General features: G+C 67.7%; 10 protein-coding genes, 2 pseudogenes and 1 CRISPR repeat array. Of the genes and pseudogenes, 4 read left to right on the forward strand and 8 right to left on the reverse strand.

Translation table 11 applies throughout. From position 1 onward, the window contains the following. Positions 1-339 precede the first annotated feature (339 nt). Positions 340-1,110: an IclR family transcriptional regulator gene (locus tag FD678_RS18585; protein ID WP_140727477.1), complete on the reverse strand. Its 771-nt coding sequence runs from the start codon at positions 1,108-1,110 to the stop codon at positions 340-342. 244 nt (positions 1,111-1,354) lie between these two features. Here FD678_RS18585 and fucP point away from each other — a divergent pair, with 244 nt between their 5' ends. Next, positions 1,355-2,653 (forward strand): L-fucose:H+ symporter permease, encoded by a 1,299-nt coding sequence (fucP, locus tag FD678_RS18590; protein ID WP_140727479.1) that lies wholly within the window; start codon positions 1,355-1,357, stop codon positions 2,651-2,653. Between the two features lie 3 nt (positions 2,654-2,656). Then, a complete protein-coding gene (locus FD678_RS18595) occupies positions 2,657-3,031 on the forward strand; it encodes an L-rhamnose mutarotase (RefSeq protein WP_140727481.1) in 375 nt (124 codons plus the stop codon). Between the two features lie 80 nt (positions 3,032-3,111). Here FD678_RS18595 and FD678_RS18600 read toward each other — a convergent pair whose 3' ends face one another. From FD678_RS18600 to FD678_RS18620, 5 genes are all read right to left on the reverse strand, one after another. Continuing rightward, positions 3,112-4,425 (reverse strand): L-fuconate dehydratase, encoded by a 1,314-nt coding sequence (locus tag FD678_RS18600; protein ID WP_140727483.1) that lies wholly within the window; start codon positions 4,423-4,425, stop codon positions 3,112-3,114. A 63-nt stretch (positions 4,426-4,488) separates the two neighbouring features. Then, on the reverse strand, positions 4,489-5,343 hold the full coding sequence (locus FD678_RS18605; RefSeq protein ID WP_140727485.1) for a fumarylacetoacetate hydrolase family protein: 855 nt from the start codon (positions 5,341-5,343) through the stop codon (positions 4,489-4,491). Between the two features lie 24 nt (positions 5,344-5,367). Next, positions 5,368-6,150: an SDR family oxidoreductase gene (locus FD678_RS18610; RefSeq protein ID WP_140727487.1), complete on the reverse strand. Its 783-nt coding sequence runs from the start codon at positions 6,148-6,150 to the stop codon at positions 5,368-5,370. 193 nt (positions 6,151-6,343) lie between these two features. Then, on the reverse strand, positions 6,344-7,195 hold the full coding sequence (locus FD678_RS18615) for an amidohydrolase family protein (RefSeq protein ID WP_140727489.1): 852 nt from the start codon (positions 7,193-7,195) through the stop codon (positions 6,344-6,346). Further along, the gene (locus tag FD678_RS18620; protein ID WP_140727491.1) at positions 7,192-8,244 is read right to left on the reverse strand and encodes an aldo/keto reductase; all 1,053 of its coding nucleotides are present in this window, start codon (positions 8,242-8,244) and stop codon (positions 7,192-7,194) included. Before FD678_RS18620 ends, FD678_RS18615 begins: the two co-directional genes overlap by 4 nt. 1,173 nt (positions 8,245-9,417) lie before the next feature. Here FD678_RS18620 and FD678_RS20925 point away from each other — a divergent pair. Then, positions 9,418-9,921, forward strand: a pseudogene (locus FD678_RS20925) (HAMP domain-containing protein); the annotation flags it as partial. Between the two features lie 549 nt (positions 9,922-10,470). Then, positions 10,471-11,019 (forward strand): annotated as a pseudogene (locus tag FD678_RS20930) (methyl-accepting chemotaxis protein); the annotation flags it as partial. 526 nt (positions 11,020-11,545) lie between these two features. Next, positions 11,546-13,614: direct repeats of the CRISPR family, unit length 28 nt; unit sequence TTTCTGAGCTGCCTACTCGGCAGCAAAC. A gap of 130 nt (positions 13,615-13,744) precedes the next feature. Here the strand turns inward: FD678_RS20930 and cas6f are convergent. Both cas6f and csy3 read right to left on the reverse strand, forming a co-directional pair. Beyond that, positions 13,745-14,311, reverse strand: a complete 567-nt coding sequence (cas6f, locus tag FD678_RS18630) for a type I-F CRISPR-associated endoribonuclease Cas6/Csy4 (RefSeq protein ID WP_140727495.1) — start codon at positions 14,309-14,311, stop codon at positions 13,745-13,747. 4 nt (positions 14,312-14,315) lie between these two features. Beyond that, the gene (gene csy3 / locus FD678_RS18635) at positions 14,316-15,353 is read right to left on the reverse strand and encodes a type I-F CRISPR-associated protein Csy3 (protein WP_140727497.1); all 1,038 of its coding nucleotides are present in this window, start codon (positions 15,351-15,353) and stop codon (positions 14,316-14,318) included. Between the last annotated feature and the right edge of the window lie 2 nt (positions 15,354-15,355).

The following is a 15,355-nucleotide window of genomic DNA, read 5'->3' on the forward strand; positions in this document are numbered from 1 at the left end:
TAACCGCGCAATCGCCGGAAAAAACCGATTCGCCGAAACGCGAAGGTCGGTCTGATCTTCATAGCCTTGGCTATCGATACCGTTCGCGTGAGACGCGGACGGCTTCCAGAAGGCGCCTACGTTCAAGCGTCGTTCGAACGGATGCTCCTGCGGGAGGGACTCCGGTCCCGACAGATGGCCAGTAAAGTCCTGTCGGGACCGGAGTCCCTCCCACGATCGCCAGCGATGCAAGCGGTCGGTTGGTCGCTCGAGGACCGGATGACACGACGCCCGTGATTCCCGTGTTGCCAGGAAAGGTGTTCCCGATGCTCCCGGGGATGGGCAATACGGACGCCTGCTTCAGGCGCGCGGCGGCGCGTAGCTGAGCGCGCGCGAGATCTCGGCGGCGGCGGCGCGCAGGGCGTCCAGCGCCGTGCGCGCGCCGACGCGCTCGGGACGGCGTTCGATGAAGGGCACGGTCAGCGTGTAGGTGGCGCTGCCGTGCTGCAGGATCGGCGCGGTGAGGTCGACCACGCCGACCACGGCCTCGCTGGCCTGCATGGCGTAACCGGCCTCGTGTACTGCCCGTGCCGCCTGCACGAACGCCTCGCGGTCGTAGGGCACCGGGCCGGCATCCAGCATCGCCAGCCAGTGCGCCTGCACGTCCGGATGCTGGAACGCGAACAGCACCAACCCCGACGTGGAATGCGCCAGCGGCCGGCGATGGCCCGGCCGCACCACCAGGCCGAGGTCGCTGGGCACGTCCATCTGCGCGATCACCACGATCTGGTCCTCGGACGGGGCGACCAGGTGGCAGGGCTGGGCGATCTCGTCGGCCAGCCGCCGCATCACCGGCAGCGCCGCCTCGGTGACGTTCTGCACCTGCGGCTGCTGCATGCCGAGCATGAACAACCGGTTGGTCAGCACGTAGCTGCCCTCGCCGTCGCGGGTCAGGTAGCCGCGCTCTTCCAGTACCTGCAGCATCCGGAAGATCTCCCCGCGCGAGCGCCCGATGCCCTGCGCGATCTCGCCCATGGTCTGCGGCCGGCCGTGGCGCGCCAGCAGCTCCAGGATGTCCAGGCCCTTGTCGAGGGCGGGGGCACGGTACTTGGGAAGGGAAGGGTTGTTCATCCGCCAGGCAGGTCGTGGTTCGGGATAGCGTACAAGGATCGATGCGGCGGACCATGGAGTCCTCCGGCCGGATCCGATCTTCGTCTTCCGGGCCGCCTGCCGGAAGCATCCCCGGAAAGCGGAGGCGGAGCGTGGTCCGTTCGTCCACATATGAACGAACATTTTATATTTGCATGATGCGGCCGGCCGCATTACCCTCCGACCACATTCCAGCAGTGCCGCAGGCCTTGGGAGGGGCGGGCGCATGCATTACAGCGACAACGCCACGGTTGCGTCCGGCAACCTGGCCCGCACGGCCCTGGTGCCGTTGGTGCTGATCGTCAGCCTGTTCTTCTTCTGGGGCGTGGCGAACAACCTCAACGACATCCTGATCAAGCAGTTCAAGAAGGCCTTCGAACTGTCGGACCTGCAGGCCGGGCTGGTGCAGAGCGCGTTCTACCTGGGCTATTTCGTGTTCGCGATGCCCGCGGCGATGTTCATGCGCCGCTACAGCTACAAGGCGGCGGTGGTGCTCGGGCTGCTGCTGTACGCGGCCGGCGCGTTCCTGTTCTACCCGGCGGCGCAGGAGCATGCCTACGGCCTGTTCCTGCTGGCGCTGTTCGTGATCGCCAGCGGCCTGGCGTTCCTGGAGACCACCGCCAACCCGCTGGTGACCGTGCTCGGCCCGGCCGAAGGCGCGGCGCGGCGGTTGAACCTGGCGCAGGCGTTCAATCCGCTCGGCTCGATCACCGGCGTGCTGATCGGCCAGCACTTCATCTTCTCCGGGGTGGAGCACAGCGCGCAGGAGCTGGCGGCGATGGCGCCCGCCGCGCGCGAGGCCTACTTCGCCGCCGAGTCCGCGGCGGTGCAGGGGCCGTACCTGACGATCGGCATCGTGGTGGTGCTGTGGGCGGTGCTGGTCGCCTGCGTGAAATTCCCGGCCACGCACGGCGAGGCCGGGGCGGCGGCCACCGGCCGCTCGCAACTGGGCGCGCTGCTGCGCAACCGCCTGTTCGTGTTCGCGGTGGTGGCGCAGTTCTTCTACGTCGGCGCGCAGGTCGGCATCTGGAGCTACCTGATCCGCTACCTGCAGGACGCAGTGCCGGGCACGCCCGAGAAGACCGCGGCCGGCTTCCTGACCCTGTCGCTGGTGCTGTTCATGGCCGGGCGCTTCATCGGCACGGCGCTGCTGCGGCTGGTGCCGCCGGCGCGCCTGCTGGCCGCGTTCGCGGCGATCGACCTGGCGCTGTGCGCGGTGGCCATCGCGTTGCCGGGCTGGATCGGCCTGTACGCGCTGGTCGCCGCCAGCCTCTTCATGTCGGTGATGTTCCCGACCATCTTCGCGCTCGGCCTGGACGGGCTGGACGACGACCGCCGCAAGCTCGGTTCCTCGCTGCTGGTGATGGCGATCATCGGCGGCGCGCTGCTGACCGCGCTGATGGGCGGCGTCTCCGACCTGGCCGGCATCCACTGGGCCATCGCGGTGCCGGCGCTGTGCTTCGCGGTGATCCTCGCCTTCGCGCTGCGCGCGCGCCGCGCCGTGCCCGCCGCTTCCGGAGCCTGACGAATGCCGCGCCATTGCTACGTGCTGGACCTGTACGACGATCCGGCGTTGATCGCCGAGTACGAACGCTGGCATCGCACCGACACGGTATGGCCGGAGATCGTCGCCTCGCTGTCCGGGGCCGGCATCCGCGAGCTGGAGATCTTCCGCAGCGGCGACCGGCTGGTGATGCTGATGGACGTGGACGAGGACTACTCGCCGGAGGCCAAGGCGAAGGCCGATGCGGCCAACCCGCGCGTGCAGGCCTGGGAAGAACTGATGTGGCGCTTCCAGAAGCCGCTGCCGGGTTCCGCGCCTGGGGAGAAGTGGCGCGAGGCTCTGCGGATCTTCGCGTTGAGCGAGGCGGTGGCGGTGCAGGGCGGCCGCGCGACGGCGTAAGCGCTGCGAGCAGGGCCTGCCATCAGGCCGAACTCGTCATTCCCGCTTTCGCGGGAATGACGAGGGATGCTCCGAGGGGATCAACCCTTCGCCAGATCCTCTACCCAGAAGCGCCCGTCCGGATACCGGAACTCGGCGATCGATGCCGCATGCATCTCGGCCGAGAACCCCGGCGCCTGCGGCGCCAGGTAGCGGCCGCGCTCGATCCGCACCGGGTCTACGAAGTGCTGGTGCAGGTGGTCGACGAACTCGATCGCGCGGTCCTCCTTGCGCCCGGTGATCGCCACGAAATCGGCCATCGCCAGGTGCTGCACCAGCTCGCACAGGCCCACGCCGCCGGCATGCGGGAACACGCGCACGCCGAACTTGGCCGCCAGCAGCAGGATCGCCAGGTTCTCGTTGACGCCGCCCACGCGCGCGGCGTCGATCTGGATCAGGTCCACCGCGCCGGCCTGCAGCAATTGCTTGAACACCACGCGGTTCTGGGTGTGCTCGCCGGTGGATACCGGCACCGGCGCGATGCCGCGGCGGATCGCGGCGTGGCCGAGCACGTCGTCCGGGCTGGTCGGCTCCTCGATCCAGGCGATGTCGAACCGGGCGAGCTGGCGCATCCACTCGATCGCCGGGCCGACGTCCCAGCGTTGGTTGGCGTCCACCGCCATCGCGACGTCCGGGCCGATCGCCTCGCGCGCCAACCGGCAGCGGCGGATGTCGTCCTCGACGCTGGCGCCCACCTTCAGCTTGATGGTGCGGAAGCCGTCGGCCACCGCTTCCTTCGCCAGCCGCACCAGCTTCTCGTCGGAGTAACCCAGCCAGCCGGGCGAGGTGGTGTAGGCCGGGTAGCCCTGCTCGACCAGTGCGGCGATGCGCTCGGCCTTGTGCGGCTCGGAGGCGCGCAGCAGCGCCAGCGCTTCGTCGCGGGTGAGCGCGTCGGTGAGGTAGCGGAAGTCGATCGTGTCGACCAACTGCTCCGGCGCGAGCTCGGCGATGTAGCGCCACAGCGGCTTGCCGGCCCGGCGCGCGGCCAGGTCCCAGGCGGCGTTGATCACCGCGCCGATCGCCATGTGCATCACGCCCTTTTCCGGGCCGAGCCAGCGCAGCTGCGAATCGTTGGTGAGCCGGCGCGCGAAGCCGCCGAGGTCGGCGACCACATCTTCCACGCGCAGGCCGACGACGTGGTCGGCCAGGGCCGCCACCGCGGCCGTCTGCACGTCGTTGCCGCGGCCGATGGTGAACACCAGGCCATGTCCGGCCAGTCCGTCGGCGGCGTCGGTGCGCAGCACCAGGTAGGCGGCGGAGTAGTCGGGATCGGGGTTCATCGCGTCCGAACCGTCCAGTTCGCGCGAGGTGGGGAAGCGGACGTCGTGGGTTTCGAGGGCGACGATGGTGTTCATGGGGATCCAGGTGGAGGGAGATGCTATTTCCTTCTCCCTACGGGAGAGGGGCTTCGAGCGGCATTACGCCTCGCGCGGATGCGCGACCACGGCCTGGCGCTGCCGGCCCAGGCCCTGGATCTCCAGTTCCATCACGTCGCCCGGCTTGAGGTAGACCGGCGGCTTCTGGCCCAGGCCGACGCCCGGCGGCGTGCCGGTGCTGATGACGTCGCCCGGCATCAGCGTCATGTAGCGGCTGATGTGGCTGACCAGCTCGGCCACGCCGAACACCATCGTGCGGGTGCTGCCGTCCTGGTAGCGGTAGCCGTTGACCTCCAGCCACATCGACAGGTCCTGCGGGTCGGGTATCTCGTCGGCGGTGACCAGCCACGGGCCGATCGGGCCGAAGGTGTCGGCGCTCTTGCCCTTGACCCATTGCCCGCCGTGCTCGAGCTGGAACTCGCGCTCGGACAAATCGTTGACCACCACGTAGCCGGCGACGTGCTTCATCGCCTCCTCCAGCGGCACGTCGCGCGCGACGTCGCCGATCACCACGCCCAGCTCGACCTCCCAGTCGGTCTTCTTCGAGCCGCGCGGGATCACCACGGTGTCGTTGGGCCCGCTGATCGCGGTGGTGGCCTTCATGAACAGCACCGGCATCTTCGGCACTTCCATGCCGGATTCGGCGGCGTGGTCGGCGTAGTTCAGGCCGACGCAGATGAACTTGCCGACGCGGCCGACCGCGGCGCCGTAGCGCACCTCGCCGTCCACCTTCGGCAGCGAGGCCGGGTCGAGCGCGCGCAGCCGCTGCAGGCCGCGCGCGGTCAGGTGCTCGCCGGCGATGTCGTCGATGATGCCCGACAGGTCGCGGATGCGGCCCTCGCCGTCGAGCAGGCCGGGGCGTTCCTGGCCGGGTGCGCCGTAGCGTACGAGTTTCATGGGGTTCCTCTTCCTGGGGCGGGATCAGTTGGACCAGCCGCCGTCGATGACGTGGGTCTGGCCGGTGGTGAAGGACGATTCGTCGGAGGCCAGGTAGACGACCAGCTGCGCGATCTCGCGCGGGTCGCCGAGCCGGCCCATCGGCTGGCGATCGGTAAAGCTCTTCCACACCGCCTGCTCGTCGCCGCCGAGCGCGGCCACGCGCTGCGCCAGCGACGGCGTCTTCACCGTGCCCGGGCAGATCGCGTTGCAGCGGATGCCGCGCGCGACGTAGTCGGCGGCGATCGCCTTGCTCAGGCCGATCACCGCGGCCTTGGTGGCGCCATAGGCGAAGCGGTTGGGCACGCCCTTGATGCTCGAGGCGACCGAGGACATGTTGACGATGCTGCCGCGGCCTCGCGCCAGCATGCCCGGCAGCACCGCGTGGCAGGTGTGGTACATCGCGTCGACGTTGATCGCGAACGAGCGCCGCCAGGCCTCGGCATCGCAGTCCAGGATGCTGCCCTGGTGCACGTAGCCGGCGCAGTTGAACAGCACGTCGAACGGGCCCTGCGCCTCGACCAGCGCCGCGATCGCGGCCGGATCGGTGACGTCCAGCGCCTGCACGGCGATCGCCGGATGCTCGGCGGCCAGCGCATCGAGCGCGGCGGCGTCGACGTCGGTGGCCAGCACCAGCGCGCCCTCTCGCGCGCAGGCCAGCGCGCTCTCGCGGCCGATCCCGGCGCCGGCGGCGGTGATCAGGCAACGCTTGCCTTGCAGACGGTTCATCGGAGACCTCGTGGGAAGTGGAGAAAAGACCCCGCGCATGGACGCGCGGGGCGATTGCGAAGGGCTCGCAGAAACAGGGACCCCGCACAGGGACGTGCGGCGCCTTTGCGAAGGACTCGCAGAAACAGAGACCCCGCACAGGGATGTGCGGAGCTTGTGCGAGGGACTCGCCAAAACAGGGACCCCGCACAAGGATGTGCGGAGCTTGTGCGAGGGACTCGCCAAAAAGACCTCATGCCGGCGCCCCGGGCGGCAGCCGGTAGAACGCCGCGGCGTTGCCGGCGAACACCGCCGCTTCGTGGCCCGGCGCATGGCGCTCCAGCAGCGCCCGCGCGATCGCCAGCCAGCGCGCATAGTCCGCGCGCAGCGTCAGAACCGGCCAGTCGCTGCCCCACAGCACGCGCCGCGGGCCGAACTGCGCGAACAGGTGCGCGACATGGCGGTCCAGGGTATCGGCGTCGGCACCGGGCGCGGCTTCGGTGAGCAGGCCGGAGAGCTTGCAGTGCACGTTCGGATGCCGCGCCAGCGCGGCCAGCGCCGCCGCCCAGGCATCGAACTCGCCGGCGGCGATGTCCGGCTTGGCGGCATGGTCGATCACCACGCGCAGCTGCGGATGGCGTCGCAGCCGCGCTTCCAGCGCCGGGACATGGACGCTGCGGACCAGCGCGTCGAAGGCGAGGTCGTGCGCGACCAGCGCATCGAAGGCCTGATCCAGCGCCGGCCGCGCCAGCCACGCGGGATCGGCGAGGTCCTGCACCATCGGCCGCAGGCCCTTGAGCAGCCCGCCGCCGTCGGCACGCAGCGCGGCGATGCGGGCCGGCGCGTCGGTCGCCTCGAAATCCGTCCAGCCCACCACGCCGGCGATGCGCGGCTCGGACTTCGCCAGCGCGAACAGATGGCGCGTCTCGGCCTCGGTGGCCGCCGCCTGCACCACCACGACCCGGTCCACCCCGGCCGCCTCCAGCGCGGCGCCCGCGTGTTCCGGCAGGAAGTCGCGATACAGCGGCGCCAACGCCGGCGTCAGCCAGTCGTAGTCGCCGCGCGACAGCTGCCAGAAATGCAGGTGGGCATCGACGCGCTTCATGGCGTGGGCAGGTCGTTCTCGAGCAGGCCCTGCGCGCGCAGGTCGCGCCACAGGTCGGCGGGCAGCGACGCGCGCAGGCGCGCCACGGCGATCTCCACTTCCCGTTGCGTGCGCAGGCCGGCCACGACCGTGGCCACGGCCGGGTGCGCCAGCGGGAACTGCAGCGCCGCCGCGCCGGTATCCACGCCGTGCGCGGCGCAGGCCGCGTACAGCCGCCGCGCATGCGCCAGCGTGCCCGCATCGGCGGGCGCGTAGTCGTAGGTGCTGCCGGGGCCGCGCGGATCGCCCAGCAAGCCCGAGTTGTAGGGGCCGGCGACCAGCAGCGAGAGGCCGCGGCGTTGCGCCTCCTCCAGCAACGCGCGCGCACCCTGCTGTTCGAGCAGGGTGTAGCGGCCGGCGAGCATGACGCAGTCCAGGGCGAACTCGGCCAGCACTTCCAGCGCCACGTCCTGCTCGTTGACGCCCAGCCCGATCGCGCCGCAGGCGCCCTGCGCCTTCAGCTCGGCCATCGCCGGCAACGCCTCGTCCAGGGCTTGGCGCAGCACGCCGGCATGGCGCTCGCCGTGGGTGAGCCGGCCGATGTCGTGCAGCAGCAGGATGTCGATGCGATCGGTGCCCAGGCGTTGCAGGCTGCCCTCGAACGCGCGCAGCACGCCGTCGCGGCTGTAGTCGAACTCGGCGCGCCAACCGGCCACCGCGAAGCCGTCGCGCCCGGCAGGCGCGCCTGGGTCCTCGATCACGCGGCGGCCGACCTTGGTCGAGAGCGTGTAGCCCGCGCGCGGCAGCCCGGCCAGGGCGCGGCCCAGCCGAGCTTCGCTCAGGCCGTAGCCGTAGTAGGGCGCGCTGTCGAAATGGCGGATGCCGCCGGCATGCGCGTCGCGCACCGCGGCGAGCGCGTCGTCCTCGTCCACCTCGCTGTAGAGGTTGCCGATCGGCGCGGCGCCGAAGCCCAGCGGAGACACCCGCACCGAAGTCGCGCCGATCCGGCGCGCGGCGTCCGCGGCCGGGGCGGATACCTGCGATGGAAGCGCGGGCGCGCTGTCGTGCATTGGAGAACCCCGCAGGACCGGTTGGTCGGTGATGTTCGTATATGAATATACGAGTCACTGGTAAAAATCATGTTGCGATGCAGCGCGGCCAATCCGGCGCACCGACCGTCGCATTCGCGTCATCCAATCGACATGGCCCGGTGGTGTGATGGCGCCATCGCGCCTGGCCTATCGTGCCCTTGCGCAGGCCGTGCCGCCGGTTCGGGCGGCATCCGCCGCGGTCGCTCCTGAAAGCCCCGGCATCCGGGCTAAAGAATCCACTTCCAGCGTCGATACCGGGTGCGTATTTCTGCTCCGGTCTCCCCCATGACGCTCTCGATGGATATCGCCCGCAAGCTCCGCTTCAGCCTGGTCGCCTTGGTGCTGGGCCTGAGCCTGATCGGTTTCGCCTACTGGCGCGTCGGCGCCGGCATCGCCGCCGGCGACGCGCGCGTGGAGCGCTTCCAGCAGGAAGACGCGCGTACCCAGCGCGTGGCCGAGGCCTTTGCCGAGGCGCGCCGGCTGCAGTCGGAGTATGCGCTTTCGTTCTCGGAAGACAGCGGTGCCCGCTTCCGCGCGGCGCTGGAGGCGCTCGAACGCGCCGCCGCCGCGCTGCCGGTCGCGGCGAAGAAGCCCGATCCGCTGCGCGCTGCGCTGAAGGACTACACCGACTCGGGCCGCTCGCTGGACGCGCGCGTCGCCGAACTGGGCCACACCGCCGACGACGGCCTGCAAGGCCAGTTGCGCGATGCCGTGCATGGCGTGGAGGACCTGCTCGCGCGATACGACAACCCGCGGCTGCAGGCCTCGATGCTGACGATGCGCCGGTACGAGAAGGACTTCGTCCTGCGCCGCGAGCAGGCGTTCGCCGACCGGTTCGGCGAACAGGGCATGGCGTTCGAGCTGCTGCTGCAGAAGGCCCGCATCCCGGACGCGCGCAAGAACGAGATCCGCGCGCTGATGCAGCAGTACCAGGAGCGCTTCACCGCCTATGCCGCCTCCCGCTTCGGCATGGACAGCGAGTCGCAGGCGCTGGACGACATCGCCGCGCGCGTGCAGCCGGCGCTGGCCGCCCTGCGCGCGCAGCAGCAGGCGGCGCTGCGCGACGGCCGTGTCCGGCAGGCGCGAGAACGCGCGCACATGGACCTGGTGTTCGTCGCGACCCTGCTGGCGGTCGCGCTGGTGCTGGTCAGCATGCTGGTGCTGTTGCTGCGGGCGATCGTGCGGCCGCTGGCGGCGGCGGTGGACTTCGCCCGCGACATCGCCGATGGACGCCTCGACGGCGCGCTCGCCGTGCGCGACCCGCGCGACGAGATCGGCCTGCTTTCGCGCACGCTGCTGCAGATGCAGGCGAGCCTGCGCGAGCGCATCGAGGCCGGGCGCGCGGTCGCCCGCGAGAACAGCCGCGTGCGCCATGCGCTCGATGCCGCGCAGGCGCCGGTGATGGTGGCCGACGGCGAGGGCACCATCGTCTATGCGAACGCCGCGCTGCAGGCCGCGTTCGCCGCGGCGGGCGTCGAATCGGAAGGGCGGATCGGCACGCACCTGGACCTGCTCGGCGAACAGGCCGCGGCCATCGCCCGGTGCGTGGCCGAAGAAGGCACCTCGTGCCAGGAGGAGATCGCGCTCGGCGATACCTGGTTCCTGTTGCGGATCAGCCCGGTGTTCGAGGACGCGGCGCTGATCGGCCTGGTGCTGGAATGGCAGGACCTTCGCCTGGAACGCATCATCGAAGGCGAGGTCTCCGCACTGGTCGCGCGCGCGGCGCAGGGCCATCTCGACCAGCGCATCGCCACCGCGGGCAAGAGCGGCTTCGTCGCGGTGCTGGCCGAGAGCATCAACCGCTTGCTGGGCAGCATGCAGGCGCGCCTGTTCGAGGTCACCCGGGTCATGGACGCGTTCGCGCGCGGCGACCTGCGCGAGCGCATGCGCGGCGAGCACCATGGCGTCTACGCGCAACTGCGCGACGGCCTCAATGCCGCGATCGGGCAGGTCAACGGCATCGTCACCGACATCCAGCATTCCGCGCAGGCCGTGCGCGCCTCGGCCGACGAGATGGCGAGCGGCACTTCCGACCTGTCCACCCGCACCGAACGCCAAGCCAGCGACCTGCAGGCGGCGATGGGCCTGATGGCGCACGTCTCGGCCGAGGTGGACGAGAACATCGGTCGCGCCCAGGCCAGCGCGACGATGGCGGCCGCCGCCAGCGACGCCGCGCGCCACGGCCGCGAAGTCGCCCGTTCGGCGGTGGACGGCATGGGCCGCCTGCGCGGCTCGTCGCGGCGCATCGGCGAGATCGTCGCCACCGTCGACGGCTTGGCGTTCCAGACCAACCTGCTCGCGCTCAACGCCGCGGTGGAGGCCGCGCGCGCCGGCACGCACGGCCGCGGCTTCGCGGTGGTCGCCGGCGAAGTCCGCAACCTGGCCCAGCGCTCGGCGCAGGCGGCGCAGGAGATCCGCAGGCTGATCGACGAATCCCTGCAGCAGGTCGAGGCCGGCGCCAGGCTGGTGGAATCCACCGGCGCCACCATGGAGGAGATCCTCGAAAAGGCCCAGCGCGTCGCCGAAGTGGTGGAGCAGATCCACCAGGCCTCCGGGCGGCAGGGCACCGCGGTACGCGGCATCGACGAACGCCTGCGCCGCATGGGCCATGGCACCGAGCAGAACGCCGCGCTCGCCGAGGAGTCCTCGGCCGCCGCCCGCCACCTGCTCGAACAGGCCGACGCCCTGGCCGAGGCGGCCGCCAGCTTCGCGGTGGTGCAACCGCAGGAGGCCTCGGCGTTCCAGGCTGCGTGAGGGGGCCGGCCAACATCCGGTTTGGGATGCGCACCATCAGCCAGGGCTATGCAGGATGCAGGGTAGGGCGATCAACCCGGGGCGTATCGCTACGCGACCCTGGCGCTGCTGCCTGCGCGGCAGGAGATCGTGCCGGCCGACCAGGCACTGGCCGGCACTCTCTGAGCTACCTGCACGGCAGTAACGCTCGGGTCCTTCAACGCCTAGATCTGCTTGGCTTTTGACTGCCTATGCGGCAAATGCAGGCGTCTGGTCCACCATCGCCGGCTCCTTGGCACCCAAGGGCCCGGGCTCGAGCCGCCTCTCGGTTTCCATCGGCAAGTGGAGGGATTTCTGATCGTCCGTGTGATTGTGGGCTAAGAATCTGTTCACTCTTTAGAGTCATGGAGTGCCTTCATTCCCGTATAGGTGGGAGTAGTAGGTAAGAAAAGATCCTGAGGGCCGGTAGGGAATCTCCGATGGATTCGCTTCTGAGCTGCCCACCAGCGGCAAACAAGCTCTGCATGATCGCCGAGGGCGTCTTATGTTCCTGAGCTGCCTACTCGGCAGTAAACGACGCAGAAACGGGCTACGTTGCCGCGGCCGATTTCTGAGCTGCCTACTCGGCAGCAAACCGCGCATCGCCTCGACCTCGATGTCCTGCACCTTTCTGAGCTGCCTACTCGGCAGCAAACACCATGACGGTCCGGGTCTTGGTGTCGCTCATTTTCTGAGCTGCCTACTCGGCAGCAAACGGCCGGATTCCAGAACACACCCGATCCTGGAATTTCTGAGCTGCCTACTCGGCAGCAAACCCGGATCTGCGCTGGGCCTGGGACTGGCTGACTTTCTGAGCTGCCTACTCGGCAGCAAACGAAAAGGCGTCCTCCCAGCTCTGGCAGCGTATTTTCTGAGCTGCCTACTCGGCAGCAAACTCGCCTTCGGTCTTGGTCATCTTGCCCACTGCTTTCTGAGCTGCCTACTCGGCAGCAAACCGTGAGTAGTTGATGTGGAGCGCCATGGCTCATTTCTGAGCTGCCTACTCGGCAGCAAACGGGGGCAAAGCGGTACTGCGCGCCGACGACCATTTCTGAGCTGCCTACTCGGCAGCAAACGCTGTGCGGGGCGCTTGCGACCCGCAGCGGCTTTTCTGAGCTGCCTACTCGGCAGCAAACCCGGCAATGAGATAGCGCATCCACATCGGCATTTTCTGAGCTGCCTACTCGGCAGCAAACTCGGCGTTCGTTGACGCTACGTCGCACTTGCTTTTCTGAGCTGCCTACTCGGCAGCAAACCTCCATATCCCCGCATTGCAGGAAGAACGGGATTTCTGAGCTGCCTACTCGGCAGCAAACACGCCTTCCGGCCGAAGCACGCGGAAGCACTCTTTCTGAGCTGCCTACTCGGCAGCAAACGCCTTGCGCGCCGCGTTTCGCTTCATCGTCCATTTCTGAGCTGCCTACTCGGCAGCAAACGGCCGATCAGCGCGACATCTCGTTCAACCAATTTTCTGAGCTGCCTACTCGGCAGCAAACCTGTCGATCAGCTGCCGGACGAGCCCCGCTACTTTCTGAGCTGCCTACTCGGCAGCAAACAATGCCGAGGGCACGTTGCAACGCACCGGGGATTTCTGAGCTGCCTACTCGGCAGCAAACAATTGAGAATGCTGATGGTACTATGAGTCATTTTTCTGAGCTGCCTACTCGGCAGCAAACTGGCACAACTGGGACATGTACATTGTCGTGAATTTCTGAGCTGCCTACTCGGCAGCAAACAGGCTGACAAGGCTGAACTTGACGCGCGCGTTTTTCTGAGCTGCCTACTCGGCAGCAAACCGTTCATCTGCGGTCAGCTGGCGCTGCCAGATTTTCTGAGCTGCCTACTCGGCAGCAAACGGCACACGCCCGCACGGCCTGAGCATCCGGCATTTCTGATGCTGCCTACTCGGCAGCAAACCCTTATCTAAGCCCTTGTTTTCGATACCGCGTTTTCTGAGCTGCCTACTCGGCAGCAAACTCGGCGACTTCCTGATGATGCAGCAGATTAACTTTCTGAGCTGCCTACTCGGCAGCAAACTGCTGTACGGCCGAGAATGAGATGGGACCGCATTTCTGAGCTGCCTACTCGGCAGCAAACTGAGCGTGGCCGATATGGTCGCTTACGTGTTCTTTCTGAGCTGCCTACTCGGCAGCAAACACCGAGGAGCAGCAGAAGCAACTTGCGGAGTTTTTCTGAGCTGCCTACTCGGCAGCAAACGCAACTGACATTCCGACGCCGCCGGCTGGCAATTTCTGAGCTGCCTACTCGGCAGCAAACTCCGCGCCCAGGCCCACGCCATGAATGCCCGTTTTCTGAGCTGCCTACTCGGCAGCAAACATGAGCGCGAAGGTGATGGAGGCGCTTACCGTTTTCTGAGCTGCCTACTCGGCAGCAAACCAATTGCTGATTCGGGTGCTGCCGTGCCGGATTTTCTGAGCTGCCTACTCGGCAGCAAACTACCTTCTGCTGGAGGGAATGGCGGAGAAGGTTTTCTGAGCTGCCTACTCGGCAGCAAACTGCAATCTGATCATCTGTAACTCCGTCTGGCATTTCTGAGCTGCCTACTCGGCAGCAAACTAGATGAATTTCCCTCTAAAGCACTGTTTGTAAAGCAAAATTCAAAAAATGGGCACGCGGCACCCTTTTCAAGGCGCCGCGCGCAAATGGTTGATTTTAAAAGAGCAGAAGCCTGGGCTCTGGAAAAGGGTCAGAACCAGGGAACGGTAGCCAAGCCGCTCAAGCCATAGCTGTTGAAGGAGCCCGGTACGGCTTCATGGCGCAATGGCCCCAAGGCCAGGAACATGCAAAAAGGCTGTCCGGTGCTGCGACTGCGCAGTTGCACATAAGGCAGGCCCGGCCGGTCCTTTGCCGAGTCGGGAATCGCCCGCGCGGCCTGTTCGGCAGTTTCCCCCTTGCGGCGCATGCGGCGCCGACGCAGCCGCTCTACGTTGGTCTGGAACTGGCGTCGCTGCACGGTGCGAAAGGGGACGCCTTCGGGAACGGGCTGGACGCCGCTTGCACGGACATGATCGCGGACGCCCTTGAGCCAATCCTCGGCCATCAACCGCTCCAGAACGCCGCCTTCGCCATGCAATCGCAATACATTGCCGATGGCGCGTGGCGTGAGGCAATAGCGCGGAAAACTCACTCCCACGCGATCCTGTCGCTGTTGTACCAGCGCAAGGTGCAGCCGCTCGTACAGCGCGCCCAGCAGGTGCGCCGCGCTGGTTTCCGGATCGGGCAGCACGGTCAAATCGAGATAATGCGTGGTCATGGCGTCAGCCCGCATCGCCGAACACGCCGCCGCGGATCAGGGTCGCGACGACGAAATGCTGCTGCTCCAGGTCCGGCGCCTTGTCCTTGATGATCCAGTTGTCGAGCAGGTTGTAGAAATCCTGCTTGTCCTTCGGTTGTCGATAGGCCTTGCCCTGGGTGGTGACCGAGCCATAGGGCTCCACGGCGATCGGGCCGTTCTCCTCGGCGCCGGGGTACCAGGTGTCGATGGTGCGCAAGGCATTGCCGATCTTCTGCGAGTGGATCGCGGCCACCGCCTTGTCGCCTTCGCCCACGGCATACAGCGTCTTGCTCTTGTCGCCGCGACCGCGATCGAGGATCAGTTCCTGCGAAGGGAACACTTCTTGCCCGGCACCGACGCGTGCGAATGCGGTGACCTGCAGCAGTACATGCGAAGTCCCTGCCAAACCGGTTTCGATCAGCGAAGCCAGTGTCGCCACATCGTTCGCTTCGCTGGCCGGCGCGGACAGCTCGCGCAAGGAATGGTCGTGCGCCCGGAAGGTCCACTGCGCGGCCGGCTTTCCGTCCCTCAAATGGGCAACCTGAACTTCGACCTGCTCGGCGCCGATGCGGTTGCGCCACAGGAAGCGGCCGTTGGCCAGGTTGGCGGCATAGCGCCGCGCCAGTTCGCCGAAGCCCTTCTGCTGTACGTAGTCGCCGACGGTGGCTACGAGCTTCTTGCGGTAGTCGGAATCGTTGCAGGCCGACGGTTCGCCGGTTCCGCCGAGCACGCGCAGGGTGAAGCGTACCTTGAGCGTGTCGGCCTCCAACGGGAGGGCGGCCACGTCTACTGTCTGGAGGTTGGGGTTCTCGATGGCGGCATCGAGCTTGGCCGGATCTTGTTCCTTGGTCTTGAGCCGGTTGGAAATGGTGCCACGCACCGATTTCTCGCGGATCTTCACCGGCTGCCAAGTGGCCGAGTCGCCACGTGCATCCCACTCGCCAGCGAAGAACAGTGCGTCGGATGGATCGAGCTTGCGCTCGAAGGCAAGCACGGAAGCGGTCTTGAGGTCTTTGGACATGA

It is taken from the genome of Pseudomonas sp. Hp2 (assembly GCF_006386585.1).
GTDB classification, from domain to species: Bacteria; Pseudomonadota; Gammaproteobacteria; order Xanthomonadales; family Xanthomonadaceae; genus Pseudomonas_S; species Pseudomonas_S boreopolis.